We start from the raw sequence: 23,207 nt of genomic DNA, 5'->3' as shown, positions 1-23,207 counted from the left end.
CAAAACCGCCGGTTAACCGTGATTGGAAGTGCGGGATGTGCGCAAAATGCCACGGCGGCAGAACACCGGCCAGCCTGCCCTACTCGCGCAAATGCCGCTCGAAGAAGGCCATCTGTGTCTTCAGAAGATGTATCTGCAAGGGCGGCGGGCGGATGCCGTGGCGCTGGCCGGGATAGGTCATCATCTCGAACAGCTCCCCGCGCTCCTGCAGCTCGGCAAAGAGACGCGTGGAGTGGTCGAAGGTCACATTGTCATCGGCCATGCCGTGAATGATGAGAAGCGGCGTCTCATAGCCATCGAGATGGGCAAATACCGACCCGGCCTCATAGCCTTCCGCATTCTCCTGCGGGGTGGACATGAAGCGCTCGGTGTAATGCGTGTCGTAAAGCGCCCAGTCGGTAACCGGCGCGCCGGCAATCCCGGCGGCAAACCGGCCCGGCGCCTGCAGCGTGGTCATCAGGGTCATGTAGCCGCCATAGGACCAGCCCCACAGGCCGACCCGGTCCGCGTCAACGAAATCGCGCGCCTGCAGCCAGTCAAGCCCGGCCAGCTGATCCTCGACCTCCAGAATGCCCATGCGCAAATGCAGTGCGGCCTCGAAGGCATGACCGCGGTTAGTGCTGCCCCGGTTATCAACCTTGAAGAGGACATAGCCGGACTGGACCAGCATCTGGTCACGCAAGGACTGCCAGCTCCTGTGTACGGTCTGCACACCGGGTCCGCCATAGACCTGCACGATGGCAGGGCAGGGCGTGGATGCGGTGCAATGGTCCGGACGGTATATCTGCCAGTGCAGATCGGTCTCGCCATCTGCAGCCGTCAGCGTGCCGTATTCCGGCGAGACGTGGCGGGCGAGATAAGGCGCGTAAGGGTGCGCGTCGTTCAGCGGATTTTCTTCCACCCAGGCAATGCGCGTCCCATCCATAGCATAGAGCGCGGTATGGGGCGGCGTCTCGACATCGGAATACGTACCAATAAAGCCTGATCCGCCCGAACCCACCGATGCGCTCCAGCGGCCATTGCCTTGCGTGACACGCTCGGGCACGGCGCCGTCGAAACTGACCGAATAGAGATGGCGTTCCAGCGGGGTTTCCATCCAGCCGGTAAACCAGATCGTGCCGCTATCCTCGTCGATACCGGCAATGCCGTCGACAACCCAGTTGCCCGAGGTGATGTCCATCGCAGAGCCGTCAGCGTGAACCCGCCGGATATGACGGAAGCCGGACTGTTCGGACAGATAGATCAGACCGCCCCCGCTCAGCGGGTGGAGATCATGATCGAGATTGATCCACGTATCTGCGGTCTCCGTGATCCGCCGCGTCGCGTATTCCGTCCCGGTCGTGGGGTCGAGGGCCAGCAAGTCCCACTGCGTCTGGGCGCGGTTCTGGCGCTGCACCCAGAGCGTGCCACCAGACCGGCTCCAGTTGACGCGGTTGAGGTAGATATCGGTTTCGCTACCCAAATCCATGTCGACCACCTCGCCGGTCGCCAGGTCGATCACATGCAAGGTGACAATGGCGTTGGACGTTCCGGCACGCGGATAACGCTGCTCGGAGACAGAGACGCCTTCGGCTGAGATGCCGAAGCGCTCCACCACCATGACCGGGTTTTCGTCCACCCGCGCCACCGCAATGCGGCTGTCATCGGGCGACCACCAGTATCCGGTATAGCGGCTCATCTCTTCCTGAGCGACGAACTCGGCCATGCCCCAGCTGATCGCGCCGCCGCCTTCGGTCGTCAGGGCGCGTTCCTCGCCCGTGGCAAGGTCATGGACCCAGAGATTCTGCTCGCGGATGAAGGATACATAGCCGCCGCGCGGGCTGACTTTGGCGTCGGTCTCGAACTCTTCAGTTTCGGTCAGGCGGCGCGCCTCGCCGGTTTCCACATTGACGTAGAAGACATCTCCATCCAGCGGCACCAGCACGGCATCGCCAGCCTGATCCCAGTCATAGCTGACCACGCCGGTGGCCGTAATGCGCGCGCGCTCGCGATACTGGATTTCGGCCTCGGTCAGCTCACGCTCTTCAGGCGCTAGCTGGCGCGCATCGACGAGCACGTAAGAGCGCCCCGTCTCCACATCCATCGCCCAGAGATCCTGAACCGTGCGGTCGTCCTCCCGGGCGCGCAGGAAGCTGATCCGGCTGCCATCAGGGGAAAAGCGTACGACGCGCGCGGTCGGGCCGGTCAGATCCGGCGATCCGTAAAGGCGCTCTATTGTCAGGCGTTCGCCGGCACGCTGCGTATCGGCAGCGGGCGGAGTCTCACCGCTCTCGCAGGCAATAAGGGCGAGCGGCAGGAGGGCGGCAAGGGTAGCGCGCATGAAAAAACGTCCGGTCAGTTGAAGCTGACCGGACGCTACAAGGCTGATCGACTAATGGCCAGAGGCAGGACTTCTTGCTCCCATACCAACCTCATTCTTTCGTCATTCCGGGCGGAGCGCGTCAGCGCGCAGACCCGGAACCCAGATTTTCAGGCATGAACTGGGTTCCAGATAAGCCCTGACGGGCTTTCTGGAATGACGAGGGAAAGAGAAAAACCCTCACCCCGCCTCGCGGAAGTTATCCACTTCGAGATCGTATTCGCGAACCTTGCGGTAGAGCGTGGACCGGCCAAGGCCGAGCCTGCGCGCCACTTCCGCCATGCGGCCTGAATAGGTCTCGATGGCAAAGGCAATCAGATCGCGCTCGATGGATTCCAGCGGCCGCAAATGCCCGCCAGCGTCCGTAATATCCACCGGGAAGGCAGACACGTGACCGTTGGTTTCTCCGGACGCCGCGTCCATCGGCTCTGCCGGCGCTGCGGTTTCGGCAACGGGAGCCGGACGTTCGGCCTCGGCTGAACGCAAGGTCGGGTTGAGGCCGGAAATCTGCGGGAAATCCTCTGGCGTCAGGTAATCACCATCACACAGCACGACCGCGCGGAAGACGGCGTTTTCCAGCTGGCGCACATTACCCTTCCAGTGTTGGTGGGCGAGCAGGTCCATGGTCTCCGACGTCGCGTCGAGTACGGACTTGCCCTCTTGCGCGTTGAAGCGGGCGATGAAGTGGCGCACCAGCGCCGGGATGTCATCGGCCCGTTCAGACAGGCTCGGCACCTCGATCGGGAACACGTTGAGGCGGTAGAACAGGTCTTCGCGGAATGCGCCGCATTTGACCTGCTCGGCCAGATCCCGGTTCGTCGCCGAAACGATGCGCACATCGACCTTAACCGGCTTCTTGCCGCCAACCGGGTCGACCTCGCCTTCCTGCAGGGCACGCAGCAGTTTCACCTGCATGTCCAGCGGCAGCTCGCCGATTTCATCAAGGAAGAGCGTACCGCCATCGGCTTCCTGGAATTTGCCCATATGCTTGGCCACCGCGCCGGTAAAGGCACCCTTCTCGTGACCAAAGAGCGTCGATTCCACCAGGTTTTCCGGAATCGCGCCGCAGTTCACGGCCACAAAGGGACGGCCCGCACGGTCAGACGCGGCCATGATGGAGCGGGCAACCAGCTCCTTGCCGACGCCGCTTTCGCCGGTGATGAGGATCGGAATATTGGACTTGGCCGCGCGCTCGCCCAGCCGCACCACCTGACGCATGGCAGGCGCCGATGCGATCATGTCTTTAAAGCCGAGCTGGCCCGACTGGGTGCGTTTCAGACGCGTCACCTCACCCGTCAGATCCTTCACCTTGAAGGCATTGCGGATAGAGACCGCGATGCGCTCCGGGCTGGCAGGCTTCACGAAGAAATCCACCGCGCCTGCGCGCATGGCCTTCACCACCGTCTCGATGCCGCCATGGGCGGTGAGAACGATGACCGGCAGGTCCGGCTCGCGTGCCTTGATGGCTTCAAGCGTTTCCTGACCGTCCATGCCCGGCATGACCATGTCGAGCAGCACCACATCGATGCCGCCGCGGCGGATACGATCAAGACCCGCCTCCCCGCTTTCGGCCACTTCGGGGTGATGCCCCTGCTTTTCGAGAACCGCCTGCATCAGCCGGCGTTGCGTCGGATCGTCATCAACGATCAGAATAGTCTTGGCCATGTCACCCACACCTTTTTGTCCCACCTTGGTGAGGCGTGTCCCGGCCCGTCATGGCCGTCCCGCAGTTTTCTGCGTGAACGGCCGGACTCTTCTGGTGGACCCCGCCCCTGATGCGCACCGTTATGGGACACCTCCGGTTAAGGTCGCGTGTAGAGGCCGGTGAGAATTGGTTAGGGTAAATAGAGGGTTAGCAATATGTTGACGCCGGGGTGAAGCGCGTTGATTGACGCGTCGCGCGCGCGGGCCTACCCAATGCCTGCCTTTCCTGGCCCGGGACACTGCCCACGGCCCGTCATGTGAACGGACGCATTTTCTGATGACTGACCGCGAACGCCCCCCTTCCCCGCTTGCTGCACTCAAGGGGGAAAAGCTCACCGGCCCGAAATGGTTTGTGCGGGCGCAGGAAGCGCCATGCGAAACCGGGGACGCCGAACGGCTGGGCACAAGGCTGAGCTGGAAGGCATGGGGGGAGCGCGGCGCGCCGGGACTGATCCTCGTCCACGGCGGAACAGCTCACAAGGGCTGGTGGGACGCAATCGGACCTTTCCTTGCCAACGAAGGCTACCGCGTTGTCGCGACGGATCTGGCCGGCATGGGGGATAGCGGCTGGCGCGATGTCTATTCCATGAATGACCACGCGACCGATGTACTGGCTGCCGCCGAGCATGGCGGCGCCTTTGAAGCCGGCAAGCCCGTGCTTGCCGGTCATTCCTTTGGCGGTTTTGTCACACTGAGTGCAGCTATCTCCATTGGCGAGCGTCTGCGGGCCGGGATCATTCTCGACAGTCCGATACGCCCGCAGACCGAGCAACGCGGTGATCCGCCGCCGCGCCGGGGCGGGCGTGTCTATGACGATACCGCAACAGCGCTGGCGCGCTTCCGCCTGCTGCCCGACCAGCCTTGCGAGCATCTATGGCTGCTCGACCATATCGCGCGCGGCTCACTGAAAGAGACGAAAGGCGGGGTGACATGGAAGTTCGACCCTGACCTCTGGGCCAAGCTGACCTGGGAACGGCGTGACCCGGAGACGGCGGCGGCAAACCTGAAATGCCCGCTGGCCTTTGTGCGCGGCGCGCAATCGCGCCTGATGCAGGCAGAGACCTGGAACTATATGCGCGGCGCGTTCACCCAATCGCCTTTCATCAGTGTGCCGGACGCCAAGCACCACCTCATCCTCGATCAGCCGCTCGCGGTTGCCAGCGTGTTGCAGGCCTTGTGTGAAGGCTGGGCGAAACAGGCATGAATACGCGCCGGGCCGGTATTGGCCCCCGGCCAAACCCATGCTAATTGCCGCATCAACAGCCTTAATCGACCAGACGGAGCTCCGACATGGCATCTGACTATAACCGCGGCGAAATGGATATCTCCGAGCAGCACGGCATGTATGTCGGCGTGATGAAGGCAGGCGTCTCTTCCTCGCTGATACTGGCCTACACGGTCGTGTTTTTGACCTTCGCCTTTGCCACCGGCTCGGGCTGGTTCACGGCGCTCGGCTTTGGTCTGGCCGTGGGCGTCATTGGCGGCGTCATCATGAAGCAGGGGCCGTGGTACTGGATGACGACTGCGGTTCTGACCGTGCTGACGGCCATTATCGGCCTCGCGATCGCAGTATTCACAGGCTAGCGCGCGCGATAAGCCAAATTCACCTTTGCGCATCTGCGAGATTCGCGCATTGTGACATTCTGAACAAATCCCGCTGCGGGCCGGACAGGATGTCAAAATGCGCATAGCCGTTCTCATCGAAACCTATCCCGGCGAAGCCCGCGTCGCAGCAACACCCGATTCGGTGAAGGCGCTTGTGAAAGCCGGTGCCAGCGTATCGGTCGAAAAGGGCGCGGGGCTGTCAGCCAGCGTCACCGACGCGGCGTTCGAGGCCGCTGGCGCGAAATGCGTCACACGGGCCGCAGCCATCAAGGATGGCCAGCTTTTCCTGACCGTGCGCCGCCCCGATGCAGCTACGCTGGCCAAGTTGCCCAAGGGGGCCGTGCTGGTCGGCCTGCTCGATCCACATGGCGACAAGGATTTTGCCAAGGCGTGCGCGGATGCGGGCGTCAACGCGCTGGCGATGGAATACACGCCGCGTATCACGCGCGCTCAGTCCATGGACGCGCTTTCCTCACAATCGAATCTGGCTGGCTACCGCGCGGTTATCGAGGCGGCAGGGCTCTATGGCCGCGCCTTCCCGATGATGATGACCGCTGCGGGCACCGTTGCCGCCGCCAAGGCCTTCATCATGGGCGCAGGCGTTGCCGGCCTGCAGGCCATCGCCACCGCGCGGCGTCTGGGTGCCATCGTGTCGGCCAATGATGTGCGCCCCGCCGCCAAGGAACAGGTCGGCTCGCTGGGGGCAAAATTCATCGCGGTCGAGGACGAGGAATTCAAGGCAGCCGAAACCGCTGGCGGCTACGCCAAGGAGATGAGTGCGGAGTACAAGGCCAAGCAGGCCGAGCTTGTTGCCGCCCATATCGCCAAGCAGGACATCGTGGTGACTACGGCGCTGATCCCCGGACGCCCTGCCCCGCGCCTCATCACCAAAGCCATGGTAGAGACGATGAAGCCCGGCTCGGTCATCATCGACATCGCCGCCGGTACGGGTGGGAACTGCGAGCTGACCAGGGCCGACGAGATTGTCGAGCATGGCGGAGTGAAAATCGCCGGTTACACCAATCTGCCCGCGCGCCTGGCCGCCGACGCCTCGCAGCTTCTGGCCAAGAATTTCGTCAATCTCGCCCCGCTCCTTCGCGGTGAGGATGGCGCACTCTCGCCTCAATGGGAGGACGAGATCATCAAGGGGATGACGCTGACGCGCGATGGCGCGCTCGTTCATCTTTCCCTCGGAGGATAGTCCATGAAACGGCGTATCACGCAGATCATATTTGCCGGTGTTGCCATCATCACGCTGAGCGCGTTCGCCGCCGCCGCAGCATTCCTCGGCTAGCAGACAGACAGGCCCGCAGACGGGCCGGAGTGAGACGTATGGAAGCCATTGATCCGAATATCTACAGGCTGGCGATTTTCGTGCTTGCCATCTTCGTGGGCTATTACGTGGTGTGGTCGGTCACCCCGGCCCTGCACACGCCGCTGATGAGCGTGACCAACGCCATCTCCTCGGTGATCATTGTCGGCGCGCTCCTGGCCGCCGGAGCCGCCGCCATCGGGCCGGACAGCCGGTTTGCGCAAGGCACGGGCCTGCTCGCCGTGGTGCTCGCCTCGATCAATATTTTCGGCGGCTTCCTCGTCACCCAGCGGATGCTGGCCATGTACAAGAAGAAAGAGCGGCCTGCGGCAGCGCGCAAGGAGTCCGGTGAATGACCCCCAATCTCGCCGCCCTGTTCTATCTCGGCTCGGGCATTCTCTTCATTCTGGCGCTGCGGGGCCTTTCGAGCCCGGAGACCTCGCGCCAGGGCAATTATTTCGGCATGGCGGGCATGGCGATTGCCATCACCACCACGCTGCTCATGCTCAATATCGGCTTCACCGGCTTCATCATGATCGCCGGCGCGATAGCCATTGGCGGCACGATTGGCGCGGTTGTCGCGCGCCGTATCGCCATGACGGCCATGCCCCAGCTGGTAGCCGGTTTCCACTCGCTGGTCGGCCTGTGCGCAGTGCTGGTCGCTGCCGCCGCGCTCTATGCGCCGACCGCGTTCGGCATTGCTGACGAGACCGGCAATCTGAAGGCGCTTTCCCTCATCGAGCTGGGTATCGGCACGGCCATTGGCGCGATCACCTTCTCCGGCTCCATCATCGCCTTCCTGAAGCTGCAGGGCATCATGTCCGGCGCACCTCTGGTGTTCAAAGGCCAGCACTGGCTGAACCTTGGCCTTGGCATCGCGGCGGCTGTCTTCATCGCCTTCCTCGTCGCTTCGGGCGGTGATGCGAAAATGGCGTTCTGGATCGTCGCCGTACTCGCGCTCGCGCTCGGCGTATTGCTGATCGTGCCGATTGGCGGGGCGGACATGCCCGTCGTCGTCTCCATGCTCAACTCATACTCGGGCTGGGCGGCGGCTGCGCTCGGCTTCACGCTGGAGAACACCGCGCTGCTGGTCACCGGCGCGCTTGTAGGCTCATCCGGCGCGATCCTCTCCTACATCATGTGCAAGGGGATGAACCGCTCCTTTATCTCGGTCCTGCTGGGCGGGTTTGGCGGCGAGAGCGTCGCCTCGTCAGCCGCTGATACCGGCGGGCGCATCGTCAAGCAGGGGTCGGCCGAGGACGCCGCCTTCATCCTGAAAAATGCCGGCAAGGTCATCATCGTGCCGGGCTATGGCATGGCCGTGGCGCAGGCCCAGCATGCGCTGAAAGAAATGGGCGATGCCCTGAAAGCCGAAGGCGTGGACGTGTCCTACGCCATCCACCCGGTGGCGGGCCGCATGCCCGGCCATATGAACGTGCTGCTGGCCGAAGCCCAGGTGCCCTATGACGAGGTGTTCGAGCTGGAAGACATCAACTCCTCCTTCTCGCAGGCCGATGTGGCCTTCGTCATCGGCGCCAATGACGTGACCAACCCGGCCGCCGAGGATGACCCTTCAAGCCCGATTTACGGCATGCCTGTGCTGCAGGTGTGGAAGGCGGGCACGGTGATGTTCATCAAGCGCTCGCTGGGCTCTGGCTATGCTGGCGTCGAGAACCCGCTCTTCTTCCGCGACAACACGCTGATGCTGCTGGGCGATGCCAAGAAGATGACGGAGAGCATCGTCAAGGGCATGCATTAGGCGGCTTTTCCCTCGTCCTTCGAGACGTTCGCTTCGCTTACCCTCAGGATGAGGGAAAAGCGCCACACGCCCTCATGCTGAGGAGCCACGCAGTGGCGTCTCGAAGCGCGAGGGCATGCATTAACCCCCTTCACCGCCCGTTCATCACGGCTTTGAAAGGCTCTCCCGCAAGGGAGGGCCTTTTTCCATGCTGCTGGCTGCATCACCCCTCATCCTCGCCGCGCTGAGCGCCAGTCCCGCCGTCGCGCCGGACTGCAGCTTTAACGGCATCGCCCTGCAAGGCCGGGTTCAGGTGGTCACGAGTTTTCCCGATATCAGGGTGGAGCTCGTCCGGAGCTTTCCAGACCTCCGCGTGCAGCGGGTGACGAGCTTCCCGAACGCCTGCGGACGCTGGCAGTTTGTCGACAGCTTTCCCGACTTCAAGGTGCAGTTCGTCACGAGCTTCCCCGACATTCGCGTGGAGTATGTGACGAGCTTTCCGGGGGTGAGGTGAGCTTCGCTCCGTCGTACTTCGAGACGCGGCTTTCAGCCGCTCCTCAGTATGAGGGAGCTACACAACACCCCTCACCCCTCGGCCACGTGGTGCTCGAAGGGCGAGGGGTTACGCAGGCTGATCCTCACGCGTGTTGATCTCTTGTGTGATGCGGGCAATCACATCTTCCACGCTCACCGTGCCAAGATCGCCGTGATCACGGTGGCGCAGCGCCACCGTACCGGCTTCGGCCTCGGCATCGCCGACCACCAGCATGTAGGGAATCTTGCGGTTCTGCGCGTTGCGGATCTTCTTCTGCATGCGCTCGCCCGCCAGATCCGCCTCGGCGCGGATGCCCGAATGCACAGACTTGGTCTCCGCGTTGAACAGGCGCTTTTGTACCTGATTGGCGTAGTCCTCATGCCGGTCGGCAATCGGGATCACGACCGCCTGCACCGGGCTGAGCCACACCGGGAATTTGCCGGCATAGTGCTCGATCAGGAAGGCAACGAAGCGCTCATGTGAACCCAGCGGCGCGCGGTGGATCACATAGACCGGCTGTTTGGAGCCGTCTTCGGACGTGTATTCCAGATCGAAGCGCTTGGTGGCCATGAAGTCGAGCTGGTTGGTGGAGATGGCATATTCCGTCCCGACCACAGACTTGGCCATGAAGTCCACTTTCGGACCGTAGAAGGCCGCCTCGCCATCAACTTCCTTGTAAGGATAACCGGACTCGTCCATCGCCTCTTTGAGGATGCCCAGCGCCTTCATCCAGCCTTGCGTATCGTCGACATATTTGTCGAGATTGTCGAAGTCCGGCAGGGAAAGCCGCATCCAGAAATCCTCGATGCCGAACATGCGATAGTATTTCGCGTGCATGTGCATCACGGCCAGGAACTCGTCCTTGGCCTGGTCCTCGCGGCAGTAGATGTGCGCATCGTTCTGGCAGAAGCCGCGCACCCGCATCAGGCCCGAAAGCCCGCCCGACGCCTCATAGCGATAGACCTGTCCGTATTCGGACAGACGCACGGGCAGATCGCGATAGCTCCACTGGTCGTGGGCGTAGATCATGTGGTGGTGCGGGCAGTTCATCGGGCGCAGGTAATACTCCTGCTCGTCGATCATGATCGGCGCGTACATGTCTTCCGCGTAGTACGGCAAATGCCCGGACTTGTGGTACAGCTCCCCCTTGGTGATATGCGGCGTGGAGACGCGCTGATACCCGGAGGCGCGCTCTTCCTGACGGGCCAGATGCTCCAGCTCGTCGCGGATCACATTACCCGCCGGCAGCCAGAGCGGCAGACCCGCACCGACCTCTTCCACGATGGTGAAGAGCCCCAGCTCCTTGCCAATCTTGCGGTGATCGCGCTTGGCCTGCTCCTCAAGGCGCAGCACCTCGGCGTCCAGCTCTTCCTTGCTGTCAAAGCACAGTGCGTGGATACGCTGCAGCTGCGGGTTCTTCGCATCGCCGCGCCAGTAGGCACCGGCAATGGAGCGCAGCTTGAAATGGCCGACCTGGCCGGAATGATCGACGTGCGGGCCGCGGCACAGATCAACGAAATCGCCGAGCTTGTAGAAGCTGACGGAGTCCAGCCCGTCACCGGCCACGCTCTCGTCACCCGTTTCCTTGGCAATCGCCGTCGAGCCCTTGTCGCGAAGCAGCTCCAGCAGCTCGACTTTGAAGTCCTGTCCCTCGCGGCGCATGTACTCTATGGCGCTGTCGATCGGCAGCTCCTCGCGTACCATGGCGATGCGGTCTTTGCGCATCTCTTTCATGCGCTTCTCGATCGTGGCGAGGTCTTCCGGGGTGAGCGTGTTGGGCAGGTTGATGTCATAGTAGAAGCCGGTCGCGGTCGCTGGCCCCACACCGAACCGGGCCTCTGGCCAGATTTCTTTCACGGCAGCGGCCATTAAATGGGCCGCCGTGTGGCGCTTCGTATCAACGGGGAAGTCTTGCTGTGACATGGGCTTCTTGACGGTAAAGGGTGAACGTTAAGGGATCGGATTTAAGCGCGTGCGCTGCACAAGTCCATGACCGGATTCCATGTGAATGTAATATTGTTACATTGTGGTGCGCCGGAGCGCATCCGCCCAGCCTGCCAGATGACGCGTCCGCCAGCCCGGATCAGCCGCCGGAGCGAAGCGCTGATCGGCCTTCCACAGGCTGGCTGCCTCAGTGATGGAGGCAAAATGACCAGCCCCGAGCCCCGCCAGAAACGCCGCGCCCCAGGCGGTGGTTTCGGTGTTCACAGGGCGCACCACCTCCAGATCGCAAATGTCCGCCAGCCGCTGCAGGAAGGCGGCGTTGGCCACCATCCCGCCATCCACTTTCAAGGTGAGCGTCTGCGCCCCGTCTGCGCGCATGGCGGTCAGCAGGTCATGGGTCTGGAAGGCGGTGGACTCCAGCGCCGCGCGTGCAATCTCCGCCCGGCCTGCCCCGCGCGTCAGCCCGGTGATGAGGCCGCGTGCTTCGGGCTTCCAGTGCGGCGCGCCAAGCCCGGTAAAGGCAGGGACGAGATAGACCGGCGCGTCCGGGTCGGCGCTGGCCGCCAGCGCCTCCACTTCGGACGCCTTGGAGATCAGCCCCAACCCGTCACGCAGCCACTGGATCGTGGCGCCGGCAGAGAGGACTGACCCTTCCAGCGCAAAGGCGGATTTTCCGTCCAGCCGCCAGGCGGTTGTCGCCAGCAGGCGGTTGTGCGAGGTCACGCGGGTCCCGCCCGTGTTGAGGATCATGAAGGCGCCGGTGCCATAGGTCGATTTCATTTCGCCCGGCGACAGGCAGGCCTGACCGATGGCGGCGGCCTGCTGGTCGCCTGCAGAGCCCGTAATCGGTATCGCCTTGCCCAGCACCGATTTGTCGGCGACGCCCAGATCGCCCGCGCAATCGACCACGTCCGGCAATATGGCGCGCGGAATGTTGAACAGGCGCAAGAGCTCGCTATCCCAGCCCTGAGCCTCAAGATCATAAAGGCTGGTCCGGCTGGCATTCGTGGCGTCGGTGATATGGCGCTTGCCCTTTGTCAGCCGCCAGATGAGGAAGCTCTCCACCGTACCGAAGGCGAGCTTTCCGGCCTCGGCCCTCTTCCGGGCACCCGGCACGCTATCGAGTATCCAGCCGATCTTGGTGGCTGAAAAATAAGGGTCCAGCACCAGCCCGGTCTTGCCTGCCACCATCGGACCGGCGCCGTCGGCCTCCAGCTTCGCGCAGGCCTCGCCCGTGCGCCGGTCCTGCCAGACAATCGCATTGTGGACCGGCTCGCCGGTCTGGCGGTCCCAGACCAGAGTCGTCTCGCGCTGATTGGTCACGCCAAGGCAGGTGATCTCATAGCCCTTGGCTTCACCCGCCTTGATCGCCTTGCGCGCGGTGGAGAGCACCGTCGCCCAGATCACTTCCGGGTCATGCTCCACCCAGCCGGGCCTTGGATAGATCTGGTTGAACTCTTCCTGCGCCAGCGCAGCCACCTGGCCTTGAAGGTCAAACACCATGGCACGGCTGGAGGTCGTCCCCTGATCGATGGCCAGAATGGCGGGCGCTTTGCGCGAACGGCTGAGCATGGCTTCTCCCCCTGATGCCAAGATGGTGGCAGCGGCGTGAGAATGCAGGCTAAACTCATCAAAGCAAAGCGTAAGGGGACGTGGATGAGCGGGTTTGGCCTGGAGTTCGTGGAGAGTGCGACCGGCGCGCGTCTGGCGCTGCGGGTGATGGAAGCCCAGGGCCCTGCCAAGGCCATTGTGATCATCCACCACGGCCTTGCCGAGCATGGCGGGCGCTATGAGCGCTTTGCCCGCTATCTCTCAGGCCGCGGCTTTCACGTCAGCGCGCACGATCATCGCGGCCACGGCCAGACCACCGCCCCGGATGCGCCGCCGCGCGTCTACGCGCTCAAAGACGGCTGGAACAAGCTGATGGGCGATGCCCGCTTCGTGCGCGAGCACATGCAGGCGCGCTTTCCCGGCCTGCCAGTAATCGTGTTCGGCCATTCCATGGGCGGTGTCATCACCATGAACCAGGCCATGGACGAGCACCCCCATCTCGCTGGCGTCGCGGTGTGGAATTCCAATCTGGCGCTGGGCAGCCTTGCCGGGCTGATGCGCGCCGTGCTCTGGCTGGAGGGTTTCGTACGCAAGCCAACCGAGCCGAGCCTGTGGCTGAACGCGCTGACCTTCGAGGCCTGGGGCAAGCGGGTCAGGAAAGCGCGCACCGATTGCGACTGGCTTACCCGCATCCCCGAAGAGGTCGATGCCTATATCGCCGATCCGCTATGCGGCTGGCCCGCCTCACGCTTGCTCTGGCGCGATTTCGTCAACGGTTTTGAGCGGGCCGAAGATGGCGCGCGACTGGAGAACATGGCGCGCGACCTGCCGATCCATCTGGCGGGCGGCGGCGCAGACCCGGCAACCAATAATGGCAAGGCGGTAAAGATTCTCGCCGGAAGGCTCTACAATAACCGCTTCACCCGCGTGACGATGCGCCAGGATCCCAAGGCGCGCCACGAAACCCTGAACGATATCGGCCATGAGCAGGCCATGAGCGATTTTGCCGACTGGGCGGAACGCATCATCACCGAAGGACGCGAAACGCCATGACCATCGAGACCATTCCGGCCCGTAAAGGGCTTCGCATGCGTTCGCTTCTGGGCCGCCGCATGGCCCGCAAGGCTGGCCGCTCCAGCCTGTCGCCCGCCACCAGCGCGGAGCACGCCAGAGCCCGCATGGACAAGGCAGGCCGCCAGCTTCCCATGCCCAAGGGCGTGGAAGTGGCGCGCACGGAAATTGGCGGCTGCGATGCGCTCGCCTTCGCCCCTGAGAATGCCCGCAAGGGCGTCCTGATCTATCTACATGGCGGCGGGTATTCGCGCGGCTCCGCGCTCAGCCACCGCGCGCTGGTCGCCCGCATGGCGAGTGCATTCTCCCTCAACGCGGTCTCGGTCAATTACCGCATGGCACCCGAGCACCCCTGCCCGGCCGCGATCGAGGATGCCGTGGCCGCCATCGAGGCCGCGATGGAAGACGAAAAGGGGCCGGTCATCCTCGGCGGCGATTCGGCGGGTGGCGGGCTGGCATTGTCAGCGACGATCCGCCTGCGCGATGCAGGCAAGCGCATTCCCGATGCGCTGTATCTTTTGTCCCCCTGGACCGACCTCTCCATGAGCGGGGAGAGCGTGGCAGCCAAGGCGATGCGCGATCCCATGCTGAACCCCGGCTATCTGGGCGCGGGCGGCGAGCTTTATCTGGGCGGACGGCCCGGCACCGACCCGGAAGCCTCACCCCTCTTTGCGGAGATGAATGGCCTGCCGCCAACCCTCATTCAGGTCGGCTCCGACGAAATCCTGCTTAGCGATTCCACGCGTCTGGCCGAAAAGCTGGAAGCCGCCGGCGTGCCGGTGGACTGCGAAATCTGGGAAGGCATGTGGCACGACTTCCAGATCTTCTCCCCCCTCATCCCCGAAGCCGACTGGGCCATTGACCGGGCACGCGTCTGGGTGGAGCTGCAACTGGCTTAGACCTCTTTCCTCCCCCGTTTGCGGGGGAGGTGTCAGCGAAGCTGACGGAGGGGGGGGGACTTTTCTTTTCACCCCCCTCGGCCCTTCGGGCGTTCGAAGCTTCGCTTCTCACCCCGCCCGTGAACGGGGGGAGAAACCGCCGACCTCATCCTTTCGGACATAGTGGCGCTCAAGGACGAGGGCCGTGATCTAAACCCCCTCCCAGTCCCCATCATCACGAGTTCCAAGCGTGCGCGCAAAGCGGGTGGCGAGGCCTTCCCAGTTCTGCGTGATGACGCCATCTGCCGTCTTGTACCAGGAGGGGCAATCTCCGGCCCACACGGTTTTGGAGAGGCGTGTCTGCAGGTCCGCATTATAGCGGCTTTCTGCCTCCGGCCGGACGGCGAGGGTTTTCAACCCGCCATCGAGGATCAGCCCCACCTTGTCGGCTATATACTCTGCCTGCCGCTCCACCATGAAGATGATGGAGTTGTGCCCCAGATTGGTATTCGGCCCGTAGAGCATGAAGAGGTTGGGGAAACCGGCCACCGCCACGCCCTTATAGGCATGGGGGGAGGCGCCCCATACATCGCGCAAGGACCGGCCATCTGCGCCCGTTACCTCCAGCGTCGGCAGGAATTCGGTGGTCACAAACCCGGTGGCGAGAACCAGCGTATCGCTTGCAATCGTCTCGCCAGTGGCCGTCTCCACCCCGTCGGGCAGGACACGAGCGATACCATCCGTCACGAGGCGGACATTCTCGCGCTGCATCACCGCGAAATAGTCATTGGAGAGCAGGATACGCTTGCAGCCGGGCGCATAATCCGGCGTCAGCTTCGCGCGCAGCTCCGGATCCTTGATGCCTTTGGCGATCTTCCTTTTGCCGGTCCAGCGCGTGAAACGGCTGGCCAGAGAACCACGGACAAGCGCCGAATAGCGCAGCTCGTGGATGAGGAAACTTCCCAGCCGGTAGAGCCTCTGCCAGCCGGGAATGTTCGCGAAGGCCCATTTCTCTAGGGAAGTGAACGCCCTATCCGGCTTGGAGATGATCCAGTTGGGGGTGCGCTGGAAAACGGTCAGCTCGCGTGCCCGCTCGCTTACTTCCGGCAAGAGCTGGATGGCGCTTGCGGCATTGCCGATCAGCGCGACGCGTTGCCCGTCGAGCTTTACCGAACTGTCCCAGCACGCCGTGTGCATGACGGGGCCAGCAAAGCCGGAAAGGCCTGCAATGTCAGGCGTGAAGGGTTCGGAAAGCTGGCCAACGGCGCTGATGACGACGCGCGCGCTGGTCTGGCTGCCATCGGCGAAGCGGACCTGCCAGCGGCCTTCGCTTTCATCGAATGTCAGTGAACGGACGATGAGCCCGGTGCGCAGATGCGGCCCCAGCCCGAAGCGCTCTGCGCACGCTTCAAAATAGTCGAGTATCTCTGCCTGAAGCGCGTATTTCCGGCTCCAGTCAGGCTTTAGCGCAAAGGAGAAGGAGTAGAGATGGCTCGGCACATCGCAGCCGGCGCCCGGATAGCGGTTATCGCGCCAGACACCGCCAAACCCGTCTGACTTCTCCGCGATGATGAAATCATCCAGCCCGCGCTTCTTCAGATGATAGCCCATGGCAATGCCGGACATGCCTGCCCCGATGACAAGCGTGTCCAGCCTCTCCGGCAAGGGCCTGCTACTTGGCATAGAGGCTTTCAACAATCTCCCGGTGGCGTTCAATCACCACCTTGCGCTTCACCTTCATGGTCGGGGTCAGCTCGCCGCCCTCAACGCTCAAAGCGCCGGGCAGGATGGCAAACTTGCGGATATTCTCCACGCGGGCGTGGCGGGTGTTGAGCTGATCGACGCCTTCCTGAATGGCTTCAAGCACTTTGGGATGGCTGCGGATATCGCCTTCCAGCCCCTGCTTTTTGGCAAAAGCGGCGAGCCCGTCCGCGCTTAAGGTAAGCAGGGCCGCCAGATAGGGCTTTGCATCGCCTACCACGACCGCGTGCTCCACCAGCGGGATGTTCATCAGATCGGTTTCAAGATTGGCCGGGGTGATATTCTTGCCGCCCGCCGTGATGATGATGTCCTTGATCCGGCCGGTGATGAAGATGAAACCGTCATCATCGATATTGACCACATCGCCGGTGCGCATCCAGCCATCAGCCGTGAAGCTGTCGGCGGTGGCATCATTATTCTTCATATAGCCCTTGAAGACGTTCGGTCCCTTGACCAGAAGCTCGCCCTCTTCGGTGACACGGGCCTCCATGCCCGGCACCAGCCGCCCCACCGAGCCGAGGCGCGCCGCACCGGGGCCATTGAAGCTGGACGGTGCAGAGGTCTCCGACTGGCCGTAGCCCTCATAGATGACCAGATCGAGCCCGGCGAAGAAACGCAGAACCTCGATCGAGATCGGCGCCGCGCCGGAGATCAGCATGCGTGATTTATCCAGCCCCAGCGCGTCCTTCACCTTGGAGAGGACCAGCTTGTCGGCAATGGCCTTCTGGGCCTTGAGGAGCGGCGAGACGGATTTGTTGTCGACCTGAGCGAGATTGACCTCGCGCGCCGTGTCCATCGCCCATTTGGCGAGCTTGGCCTTGGGGCCGGTCGCTTCGGCGAGGCGGCCCTGAATGGTCTCGGCCATCTTCTCCCACACGCGCGGCACCCCGAAGAAGATGGTCGGGCGGCAGGCTTTCAGATCCTCGGCCAGCGTCTCCATGGAGCGCGCGAACCAGAGCGTGCCTGCTGCCGCGGCGTGATTATGGACGGAGGCCTGCTGCTCGGCGATGTGGGCGATCGGCAGATAGGAGAGCGAGCGGTCATTGCCGCCGCGCCCGAACATCTCGATCAGCGCCGATGCGCTCCACGCCACATTGCCGTGGCTCAGCATCACGGCCTTGGGCGGGCCGGTGGTGCCGGAGGTGTAGATGAGCGTGGCGATACCGTGCTCTTCGAGCGCGTCGAGGCGGGCCAGCAGTTCGCCCTCATGGTCCTCGGTGCCGAGCGCCATGAAGGCCTCCCAGCTCATCGTGCCTTCCGGGGCCTCGGCCCCGCGCATGACGACAATATGGGCAAGGTTCGGGCACTCGGCCTTGAGCTCCAGCGCCTTCCTTGCCTGCTCGGTATCTTCAACAAGATAGACCGGGCTTTCGGAGTGCTGGAGGATATAGGCGATTTCCGGCGGCGCGCTGGTCCAGTAAATCCCCGCAGGGCGTCCGCCTGCCATCATCGCGGCATGGGCCATCACCGCCCATTCGGGCCGGTTAAAGCCCAGAATCGCAACCGACTGATCCTTCAGAAAGCCGAGCGCCACCAGCGCGCGTCCGGCCTGCCTCGCCTCCTCTGCATACTCCCGCCAGCCCCGCGTCACCCAGCCCGATCCGTCATGGAAGACATAGGCGGCTGAATCCGGCTTGGTCTCGCCATTATCGATGAGGCGGGCCGGTGTGGACGAAAAGCGTTTGCCTCCGGCCAGACGCGGCAGATCAGCGGCGGTAGCAGCTAGCATGATTATCCTCCCCGAAGGTGCATCAGCGCGCGGGCTTCTGACGGAGAGGCAATCTCCCGGCCCGCATTTCTCGCACATTGAACCAGAGCTTCGATCAGAGCGCCATTGCCAGATGCGCGTTCCCCGTCCGGCAGGTAGAAGGTGTCTTCCAGCCCGGTGCGCAGCATGCCACCCAGCTCGGCAGCGCGCTGGTGAACCGGCCAGATTTCCGTGCGCCCGATCAGCGTCGTCTGCCAGGGATCGCCTTCGCGCTTGTATTCGGTCAGCAGCTCCAGCAGGCGCGCATCGCACGGCATGCCCGACGCCACGCCCATCACGAAGTTATAGTGGGCGGACGGGGCCATCCCGTTCTCGATATACATGTTGACCGAGCGGACAATGCCGACATCGAAGCACTCGAACTCCGGGTGCGCGCCAGTCTCGGCCATGGCGTCGATCATGGTCTGGATCTTCTCCACCGGATTATCAAACATCATGGGCGGCCAGGCCCACGACCCGTCGCTCCTCAGTTTGAGATAGTTCAGCGAGCCCGCATTGCACGCCGCGATTTCCGGTTTCACCTTGCGGATGCAAGCGACCGGGCCGGACACATCCGGGCCGACAATGCCGGTGGTCTGATTGATGATGACGCCGGGGCAGGCATCGCGGATCGCGTCGCACATTTCCAGCGCCAGATCCGGATCCCAGCTGGGGAAACCGCCCATCCCGTCTTCCTGCATGCGAAAATGCACGTGCATGACAGCGGCGCCCGCATCGTATGCCTCGCGCGCGCTTGCAGCCATTTCCGCAGGCGTGACAGGCACCGGGTGCTGCTTGGGATTGGTCAGCACGCCATTGATCGCGCAGGTGATGACGGCCTTGCTCATGGGTTTGATCCTTCAAGTTCCAGTTCAATCAGAAGCGTGCCGCCCGCGGCCTGCTGGCCTGCGGCTGCATGCACCGCCTTCACCACGCCGTTCGCAGCGGCGGTGAGGCGCATTTCCATCTTCATCGCTTCCATCAGGGCCAGCACATCGCCAGCCTTCACCGCATCGCCGGGCTTCACGTTCAGTGCCACCAGAGCGCCGGAAACGGGCGCGGTAATGCGCGAGGGATCGGACGCATCGCTACCTGAGAAGGCGGACGGTTCACGCACCGCCACGATGCGGCGCTCCAGCGCTATGTGCAGCGTGCCGTCTTCGCCTTCGGCCACGCAGGCCTGCCGGTCCACGCCATCGAGGCGGTAGCGCAGATGAGGCGCGTCTTCGTCCAGGAGAGTAATGGTATGGCGCGCCTCGCCGAGGCTCACCGTGACGGCGTGTACGCCGTCCTGCTCCACGAAGACATCAACCGCTTCCCCGTCAGCTTCCAGCGGCAGGGTGAAGCGCCTTACCGATCCGCCGCGCACCGCGCCCTCGGCAGGTGAGGCCAGCAAAGCTGCCGCAACAGCCATCGCCTCACCGGGGACGGGTTCCGGCGCGAACGGACCGCTGGCAGACGCCGCCCAGTCATCAAGATCAGCAATGGTCACCGCACCAGTGCGGAAGGCCTCGCTATCCAGCAGCCGGATGAGGAAATCCCGATTGGTCTTCACGCCCAGCATGGGGGCTTTGGAAAGCCCGGCAATCAGCCGGTCAATGGCCTCATCGCGATTGGGCGCGAAGGCGATCACCTTGGCCACCATCGCGTCATAGGCGGTGCTCACCGCGTCGCCAGTTTCAAACCCTGTATCGATGCGCACTTCGCGCGCGGCGTCGTCAGGCTCGAAATGGATGATGTCGCCCGATTGCGGCTTGAACCCGTCCAGCGGGTCTTCGGCGTAGAGCCGCACCTCGATGGAATGGCCTTCTGGGACAATCTGCTCCTGCGTGGCGGGCAGCATGCCGCCAGAGGCGACCACAAACTGCCATTCCACAAGGTCCATCCCGTAGACCTCTTCGGTCACGGGATGCTCCACCTGCAGGCGGGTATTCATCTCAAGGAAGTAGAATTTCCCGTCCGCATCCAGCAGGAATTCCACCGTGCCGGCGCCGACATAGCCCACGGCCTGCGCCACCCGAACCGCCTCTGCGCCCATGGCGGCGCGAAGCGTCTCATTGACGGCCGGCGAGGGCGCTTCCTCGATCACTTTCTGGCGGCGGCGCTGGGCCGAGCAGTCGCGCTCGCCGATATGGATGGTGTTGCCGTGGCTGTCGGCGAACACCTGCACCTCCACATGGCGGGCGGGGTGGATCAGCTTTTCCAGAAGCACCGCATCATCGCCAAAGGCGGATTTCGCCTCGCGGCGGGCCGATTTCAGGGCCTCTGCAAACTCGGCACTGGAATTGACCGCGCGCATGCCGCGCCCGCCCCCGCCTGCCACGGCCTTGATCAGAAGCGGATAGCCGATTGCGTCAGCTTCTTTTGCGAGATGGGCGTCGGACTGATCCTCGCCCTGCCAGCCGGGAACCATCGAAATGCCGGATGCCGCCAGCAGCGCCTTGGCGCGCGCCTTGTCACCCATCGCCTCGATGGCGTCTGCCGGAGGGCCGATAAAGACAATGCCTTCGGCCGCACACGCCCGCGCGAAGGCGGCATTCTCCGACAGGAAGCCATATCCCGGATGGATGGCATCCGCGCCGGTGGCCTTTGCCGCCGCGATGATCGCCTCGATCTTCAGATAGCTTTCCGAGGCCGCCGCCGGGCCGATATGCACGGCCATGTCCGCCTCGCGCACGTGCAGCGCGTCCGCATCGGCATCGGAATAGACGGCGATGGCGCGGATATTGCGGCTCTTGGCATAGCGCAGCACGCGTACGGCAATCTCGCCGCGATTGGCCACCAGAACGGATTTGATGGGTGTGGTCATGGCGCGGCCCTCTGACAGCAGAACACCCCACCCCTCGTCATTCCGGAAACGCCGAAGGCGTTATCCGGAACCCAGAACTTTATGAAAGAAGCGCTGGGTTCCGGGTCTACGCGCTGACGCGCTTCGCCCGGAATGACGAAAGAAAGGCAAGTGAGGCCGCTCATCCCTGCACCCATTTGGCGGGGCGTTTCTCGATGAAGGCAGACAGCCCTTCCGCGCCTTCCTCGCTGCGTACGGCGTTGGCAAACACCTTGGCCGCATCATCAATGAGGGAGCCTGCATCATGCAGGCGCGCGCGGCGCATCAGGCGCTTGGTCTCGGCTATGGCGTTTGGTGCGCCTTTGCGGATGTCGGCGAGCACCGCCTCAAGCGCCGTATTCATCGCGTCCTCGCCCTCATGTACGCCGTGCACGAGCCGGAGACGCAGCGCGCCCAGCGCATCGATCTTCCCGCCCGTCACGGCAAGACGGCGCGCTTCTGAATAGCCAAGGCGCTCCACCAGAAACGGCGCGATCTGCGCCGGGACAAGGCCAAGCCCGGTTTCAGGCAGGCGGAACAGCGCCGTCTCGCGCGCCAGCGCCACATCAGCCACGCACGCCAGGCCAAACCCGCCGCCCATCACCGCGCCTTCCAGCACGACGATCACCGGCAGGCCGGTCTCCGCATAGGCTTTGCATAGATGGCCAAACTGGGCGTTGACCTTCGCTGCCGGGTCTTCGCCATCAGGGCCGGGACCGGCATAGGCCGCGCCCATATCCTTCACGTCCCCGCCAGAGCAGAAATGCCCGCCAGCGCCTTTAAGGACGATGGCGCGCACGCCGTCGCTTTCAGCGCTTTTGAGGGCGCCCAGCAGCTCGTCCACCATGGCCAGCGACATGGCATTGCGGGTCTCCGGCCGGTTCAGCGTCACATGACGCACCCCGGCACGGGTCTCGATCAGGAGGGTTTCGGGCGCGCTCATCAGTCCTTCCGGCGTTTGGGAAGGGTGCCTTCCAGCTTGCAGATAATGCCCAGCATGATCTCGTCCGTACCGCCGCCGATGGAGATCAGGCGGCCATCGCGGAAGGAGCGGGCGATGGGATTGTCCGAGGTGTAGCCCATGCCGCCCCAGTATTGCAGGCAGGTGTCGGAGACTTCGCGCGTCAGGCGGCCGCATTTCAGCTTCGCCATGGAGGCAAGACGCGTCACGTCCTTGCCTTCCATGAAGTCCGCGACAGCCCGGTAGGTCAGCGCGCGCAGCGCCTCCACCTCGGTGCGAAGTTCAGCCAGCCGGAAATGGACGACCTGATTATCCAGCACCGAATGGCCGAACGCCTTGCGATCGCGCGTGTATTCAATGGTAAGGTCAATCGCCCGGTCGAGACTTTTGAGCGAAGAGGCCGCGCCAAACAGGCGTTCCTCCTGGAATTGCAGCATCTGGTAGAGGAAGCCTGCGCCCTCATCCCCGATCCGGTTGCGTTTCGGCACCCGCACCTCGTCGAAGAAGAGCTGGGCGGTGTCCGAGCAGTGCATGCCGATCTTGTGGATTTTCTGGCGGGTGATGCCCTTGGAATTCATCGGCACGATGATGAGGGATTTGTTGCCGTGGGCCGGGCCGTCTGAGGTGTTGGCGAGCAGGCAGCACCAGTCGGCCTTCATGCCATTGGTGATCCACATCTTGGTGCCCGTGATGACGTAATCATCGCCATCGGATTTAGCGGTGGTTTTGAGCGCCGCCACGTCAGACCCGCCGCCCGGCTCCGACACGCCAAGGCACACCACCGCATCGCCGGAGATGGCGGGGGCCAGGAACTCGGCGCGCAGTTCGTCAGAGCCAAAGTTTGCCAACGCAGGGGTCGCCATGTCGGTCTGCACGCCAATCGCCATCGGCACGCCGCCGCAGTTTACTAGGCCCAGCTCCTCGGCGAGCACCAGCGCGTAGGAGAAATCGAGCCCCGCCCCGCCAAACTTTTCCGGCCAGCGCAGCCCCAGAAGGCCCAGATCGCCCATCTTCTTGAAGAGTTCGTGGGAGGGGAATTGCTCCGCCTTTTCCCACTCCTCGACATGAGGGTTGATCTCGGTCGCGACGAATTTGGCAATCGTGTCGCGAAGCTGGTTGTGTTCGGTGGTGAACTGCATGGGAGCGTTCCTTCAGCGGTCGTGTGAAACCCCGGACGGTGCGCAGCGCCGATCCGGGGCCGGGTTGCCATATCG

At 63.5% G+C, this 23,207-nt stretch carries 18 protein-coding genes; 8 read left to right on the top strand and 10 right to left on the bottom strand.

Going from position 1 to position 23,207, the window contains the following annotated elements:
- Positions 1-79: 79 nt before the first annotated feature.
- Both ACTIGC_RS08570 and ACTIGC_RS08565 read right to left on the bottom strand, forming a co-directional pair.
- Complete coding sequence (locus ACTIGC_RS08570) at positions 80-2,320, bottom strand: S9 family peptidase (protein ID WP_439634002.1); 2,241 nt, start codon at positions 2,318-2,320, stop codon at positions 80-82.
- 219 nt (positions 2,321-2,539) lie between these two features.
- Positions 2,540-4,024, bottom strand: coding sequence for a sigma-54-dependent transcriptional regulator (locus ACTIGC_RS08565; RefSeq protein WP_439634001.1), 1,485 nt, complete (start codon positions 4,022-4,024; stop codon positions 2,540-2,542).
- Positions 4,025-4,340: 316 nt separating this feature from the next.
- Between ACTIGC_RS08565 and ACTIGC_RS08560 the strand changes: the two genes are divergently transcribed.
- From ACTIGC_RS08560 to ACTIGC_RS08535, 6 genes are all read left to right on the top strand, one after another.
- Positions 4,341-5,267, top strand: a complete 927-nt coding sequence (locus ACTIGC_RS08560) for an alpha/beta fold hydrolase (RefSeq protein WP_439634000.1) — start codon at positions 4,341-4,343, stop codon at positions 5,265-5,267.
- 86 nt (positions 5,268-5,353) lie between these two features.
- Positions 5,354-5,647: an aa3-type cytochrome c oxidase subunit IV gene (locus ACTIGC_RS08555; RefSeq protein ID WP_439633999.1), complete on the top strand. Its 294-nt coding sequence runs from the start codon at positions 5,354-5,356 to the stop codon at positions 5,645-5,647.
- A gap of 97 nt (positions 5,648-5,744) precedes the next feature.
- Entirely contained in the window at positions 5,745-6,869 is a 1,125-nt protein-coding gene (locus tag ACTIGC_RS08550) for a Re/Si-specific NAD(P)(+) transhydrogenase subunit alpha (RefSeq protein WP_439633998.1), read from the top strand.
- 131 nt (positions 6,870-7,000) lie between these two features.
- A complete protein-coding gene (locus tag ACTIGC_RS08545) occupies positions 7,001-7,336 on the top strand; it encodes an NAD(P) transhydrogenase subunit alpha (RefSeq protein ID WP_127569283.1) in 336 nt (111 codons plus the stop codon).
- Positions 7,333-8,739: an NAD(P)(+) transhydrogenase (Re/Si-specific) subunit beta gene (locus tag ACTIGC_RS08540; RefSeq protein ID WP_127565590.1), complete on the top strand. Its 1,407-nt coding sequence runs from the start codon at positions 7,333-7,335 to the stop codon at positions 8,737-8,739. Before ACTIGC_RS08545 ends, ACTIGC_RS08540 begins: the two co-directional genes overlap by 4 nt.
- Positions 8,740-8,926: 187 nt before the next feature.
- The gene (locus tag ACTIGC_RS08535; RefSeq protein ID WP_439633997.1) at positions 8,927-9,232 is read left to right on the top strand and encodes a hypothetical protein; all 306 of its coding nucleotides are present in this window, start codon (positions 8,927-8,929) and stop codon (positions 9,230-9,232) included.
- Positions 9,233-9,340: 108 nt separating this feature from the next.
- Here the strand turns inward: ACTIGC_RS08535 and thrS are convergent, their stop codons facing one another.
- On the bottom strand, positions 9,341-11,176 hold the full coding sequence (thrS, locus tag ACTIGC_RS08530; protein WP_439633996.1) for a threonine--tRNA ligase: 1,836 nt from the start codon (positions 11,174-11,176) through the stop codon (positions 9,341-9,343).
- A 96-nt stretch (positions 11,177-11,272) separates the two neighbouring features.
- Positions 11,273-12,769 (bottom strand): glycerol kinase GlpK, encoded by a 1,497-nt coding sequence (gene glpK / locus ACTIGC_RS08525; protein ID WP_439633995.1) that lies wholly within the window; start codon positions 12,767-12,769, stop codon positions 11,273-11,275.
- Positions 12,770-12,853: 84 nt separating this feature from the next.
- On the opposite strand from glpK, the gene ACTIGC_RS08520 reads away from it, so the two are divergent.
- Together ACTIGC_RS08520 and ACTIGC_RS08515 are read left to right on the top strand one after the other, a co-directional pair.
- Positions 12,854-13,801, top strand: a complete 948-nt coding sequence (locus ACTIGC_RS08520; RefSeq protein WP_439633994.1) for an alpha/beta fold hydrolase — start codon at positions 12,854-12,856, stop codon at positions 13,799-13,801.
- Positions 13,798-14,718 carry an alpha/beta hydrolase gene (locus ACTIGC_RS08515; protein WP_439633993.1) on the top strand — a complete coding sequence of 307 codons (921 nt, stop codon included), beginning with the start codon at positions 13,798-13,800 and terminating at the stop codon, positions 14,716-14,718. The genes ACTIGC_RS08520 and ACTIGC_RS08515 overlap by 4 nt, the downstream gene beginning before the upstream one ends.
- A 189-nt stretch (positions 14,719-14,907) precedes the next feature.
- Here ACTIGC_RS08515 and ACTIGC_RS08510 read toward each other — a convergent pair whose 3' ends face one another.
- From ACTIGC_RS08510 to ACTIGC_RS08485, 6 genes are all read right to left on the bottom strand, one after another.
- The gene (locus ACTIGC_RS08510) at positions 14,908-16,380 is read right to left on the bottom strand and encodes a flavin-containing monooxygenase (RefSeq protein ID WP_439633992.1); all 1,473 of its coding nucleotides are present in this window, start codon (positions 16,378-16,380) and stop codon (positions 14,908-14,910) included.
- Positions 16,370-18,187: an AMP-dependent synthetase/ligase gene (locus tag ACTIGC_RS08505; protein WP_439633991.1), complete on the bottom strand. Its 1,818-nt coding sequence runs from the start codon at positions 18,185-18,187 to the stop codon at positions 16,370-16,372. Before ACTIGC_RS08505 ends, ACTIGC_RS08510 begins: the two co-directional genes overlap by 11 nt.
- Before the next feature lie 2 nt (positions 18,188-18,189).
- Positions 18,190-19,053, bottom strand: a complete 864-nt coding sequence (locus tag ACTIGC_RS08500; protein WP_439633990.1) for a 3-keto-5-aminohexanoate cleavage protein — start codon at positions 19,051-19,053, stop codon at positions 18,190-18,192.
- The gene (locus tag ACTIGC_RS08495) at positions 19,050-21,014 is read right to left on the bottom strand and encodes a biotin carboxylase N-terminal domain-containing protein (protein WP_439633989.1); all 1,965 of its coding nucleotides are present in this window, start codon (positions 21,012-21,014) and stop codon (positions 19,050-19,052) included. Before ACTIGC_RS08495 ends, ACTIGC_RS08500 begins: the two co-directional genes overlap by 4 nt.
- Before the next feature lie 160 nt (positions 21,015-21,174).
- Positions 21,175-21,975, bottom strand: a complete 801-nt coding sequence (locus ACTIGC_RS08490) for an enoyl-CoA hydratase/isomerase family protein (protein WP_439633988.1) — start codon at positions 21,973-21,975, stop codon at positions 21,175-21,177.
- Positions 21,975-23,132, bottom strand: a complete 1,158-nt coding sequence (locus ACTIGC_RS08485; protein WP_439633987.1) for an acyl-CoA dehydrogenase family protein — start codon at positions 23,130-23,132, stop codon at positions 21,975-21,977. Before ACTIGC_RS08485 ends, ACTIGC_RS08490 begins: the two co-directional genes overlap by 1 nt.
- Between the last annotated feature and the right edge of the window lie 75 nt (positions 23,133-23,207).

The organism is Glycocaulis sp. (genome assembly GCF_051859565.1).
Lineage (GTDB): Bacteria > Pseudomonadota > Alphaproteobacteria > Caulobacterales > Maricaulaceae > Glycocaulis.
This window is presented reverse-complemented; position numbering and strand designations above follow the sequence as displayed.

What these genes read in the sequence shown, in the direction of transcription:
- ACTIGC_RS08550 (WP_439633998.1), top strand. Translation starts at nt 5,745, where the DNA reads ATGCGCATAGCCGTTCTCATCGAAACCTATCCCGGCGAAGCCCGCGTC.
- ACTIGC_RS08485 (WP_439633987.1), bottom strand. Translation starts at nt 23,132, where the DNA reads ATGCAGTTCACCACCGAACACAACCAGCTTCGCGACACGATTGCCAAA.
- glpK (WP_439633995.1), bottom strand. Translation starts at nt 12,769, where the DNA reads ATGCTCAGCCGTTCGCGCAAAGCGCCCGCCATTCTGGCCATCGATCAG.
- thrS (WP_439633996.1), bottom strand. Translation starts at nt 11,176, where the DNA reads ATGTCACAGCAAGACTTCCCCGTTGATACGAAGCGCCACACGGCGGCC.
- ACTIGC_RS08540 (WP_127565590.1), top strand. Translation starts at nt 7,333, where the DNA reads ATGACCCCCAATCTCGCCGCCCTGTTCTATCTCGGCTCGGGCATTCTC.
- ACTIGC_RS08545 (WP_127569283.1), top strand. Translation starts at nt 7,001, where the DNA reads ATGGAAGCCATTGATCCGAATATCTACAGGCTGGCGATTTTCGTGCTT.
- ACTIGC_RS08570 (WP_439634002.1), bottom strand. Translation starts at nt 2,320, where the DNA reads ATGCGCGCTACCCTTGCCGCCCTCCTGCCGCTCGCCCTTATTGCCTGC.
- ACTIGC_RS08560 (WP_439634000.1), top strand. Translation starts at nt 4,341, where the DNA reads ATGACTGACCGCGAACGCCCCCCTTCCCCGCTTGCTGCACTCAAGGGG.
- ACTIGC_RS08535 (WP_439633997.1), top strand. Translation starts at nt 8,927, where the DNA reads ATGCTGCTGGCTGCATCACCCCTCATCCTCGCCGCGCTGAGCGCCAGT.
- ACTIGC_RS08495 (WP_439633989.1), bottom strand. Translation starts at nt 21,014, where the DNA reads ATGACCACACCCATCAAATCCGTTCTGGTGGCCAATCGCGGCGAGATT.
- ACTIGC_RS08505 (WP_439633991.1), bottom strand. Translation starts at nt 18,187, where the DNA reads ATGCTAGCTGCTACCGCCGCTGATCTGCCGCGTCTGGCCGGAGGCAAA.
- ACTIGC_RS08500 (WP_439633990.1), bottom strand. Translation starts at nt 19,053, where the DNA reads ATGAGCAAGGCCGTCATCACCTGCGCGATCAATGGCGTGCTGACCAAT.
- ACTIGC_RS08565 (WP_439634001.1), bottom strand. Translation starts at nt 4,024, where the DNA reads ATGGCCAAGACTATTCTGATCGTTGATGACGATCCGACGCAACGCCGG.
- ACTIGC_RS08490 (WP_439633988.1), bottom strand. Translation starts at nt 21,975, where the DNA reads ATGAGCGCGCCCGAAACCCTCCTGATCGAGACCCGTGCCGGGGTGCGT.
- ACTIGC_RS08515 (WP_439633993.1), top strand. Translation starts at nt 13,798, where the DNA reads ATGACCATCGAGACCATTCCGGCCCGTAAAGGGCTTCGCATGCGTTCG.
- ACTIGC_RS08510 (WP_439633992.1), bottom strand. Translation starts at nt 16,380, where the DNA reads ATGCCAAGTAGCAGGCCCTTGCCGGAGAGGCTGGACACGCTTGTCATC.
- ACTIGC_RS08555 (WP_439633999.1), top strand. Translation starts at nt 5,354, where the DNA reads ATGGCATCTGACTATAACCGCGGCGAAATGGATATCTCCGAGCAGCAC.
- ACTIGC_RS08520 (WP_439633994.1), top strand. Translation starts at nt 12,854, where the DNA reads ATGAGCGGGTTTGGCCTGGAGTTCGTGGAGAGTGCGACCGGCGCGCGT.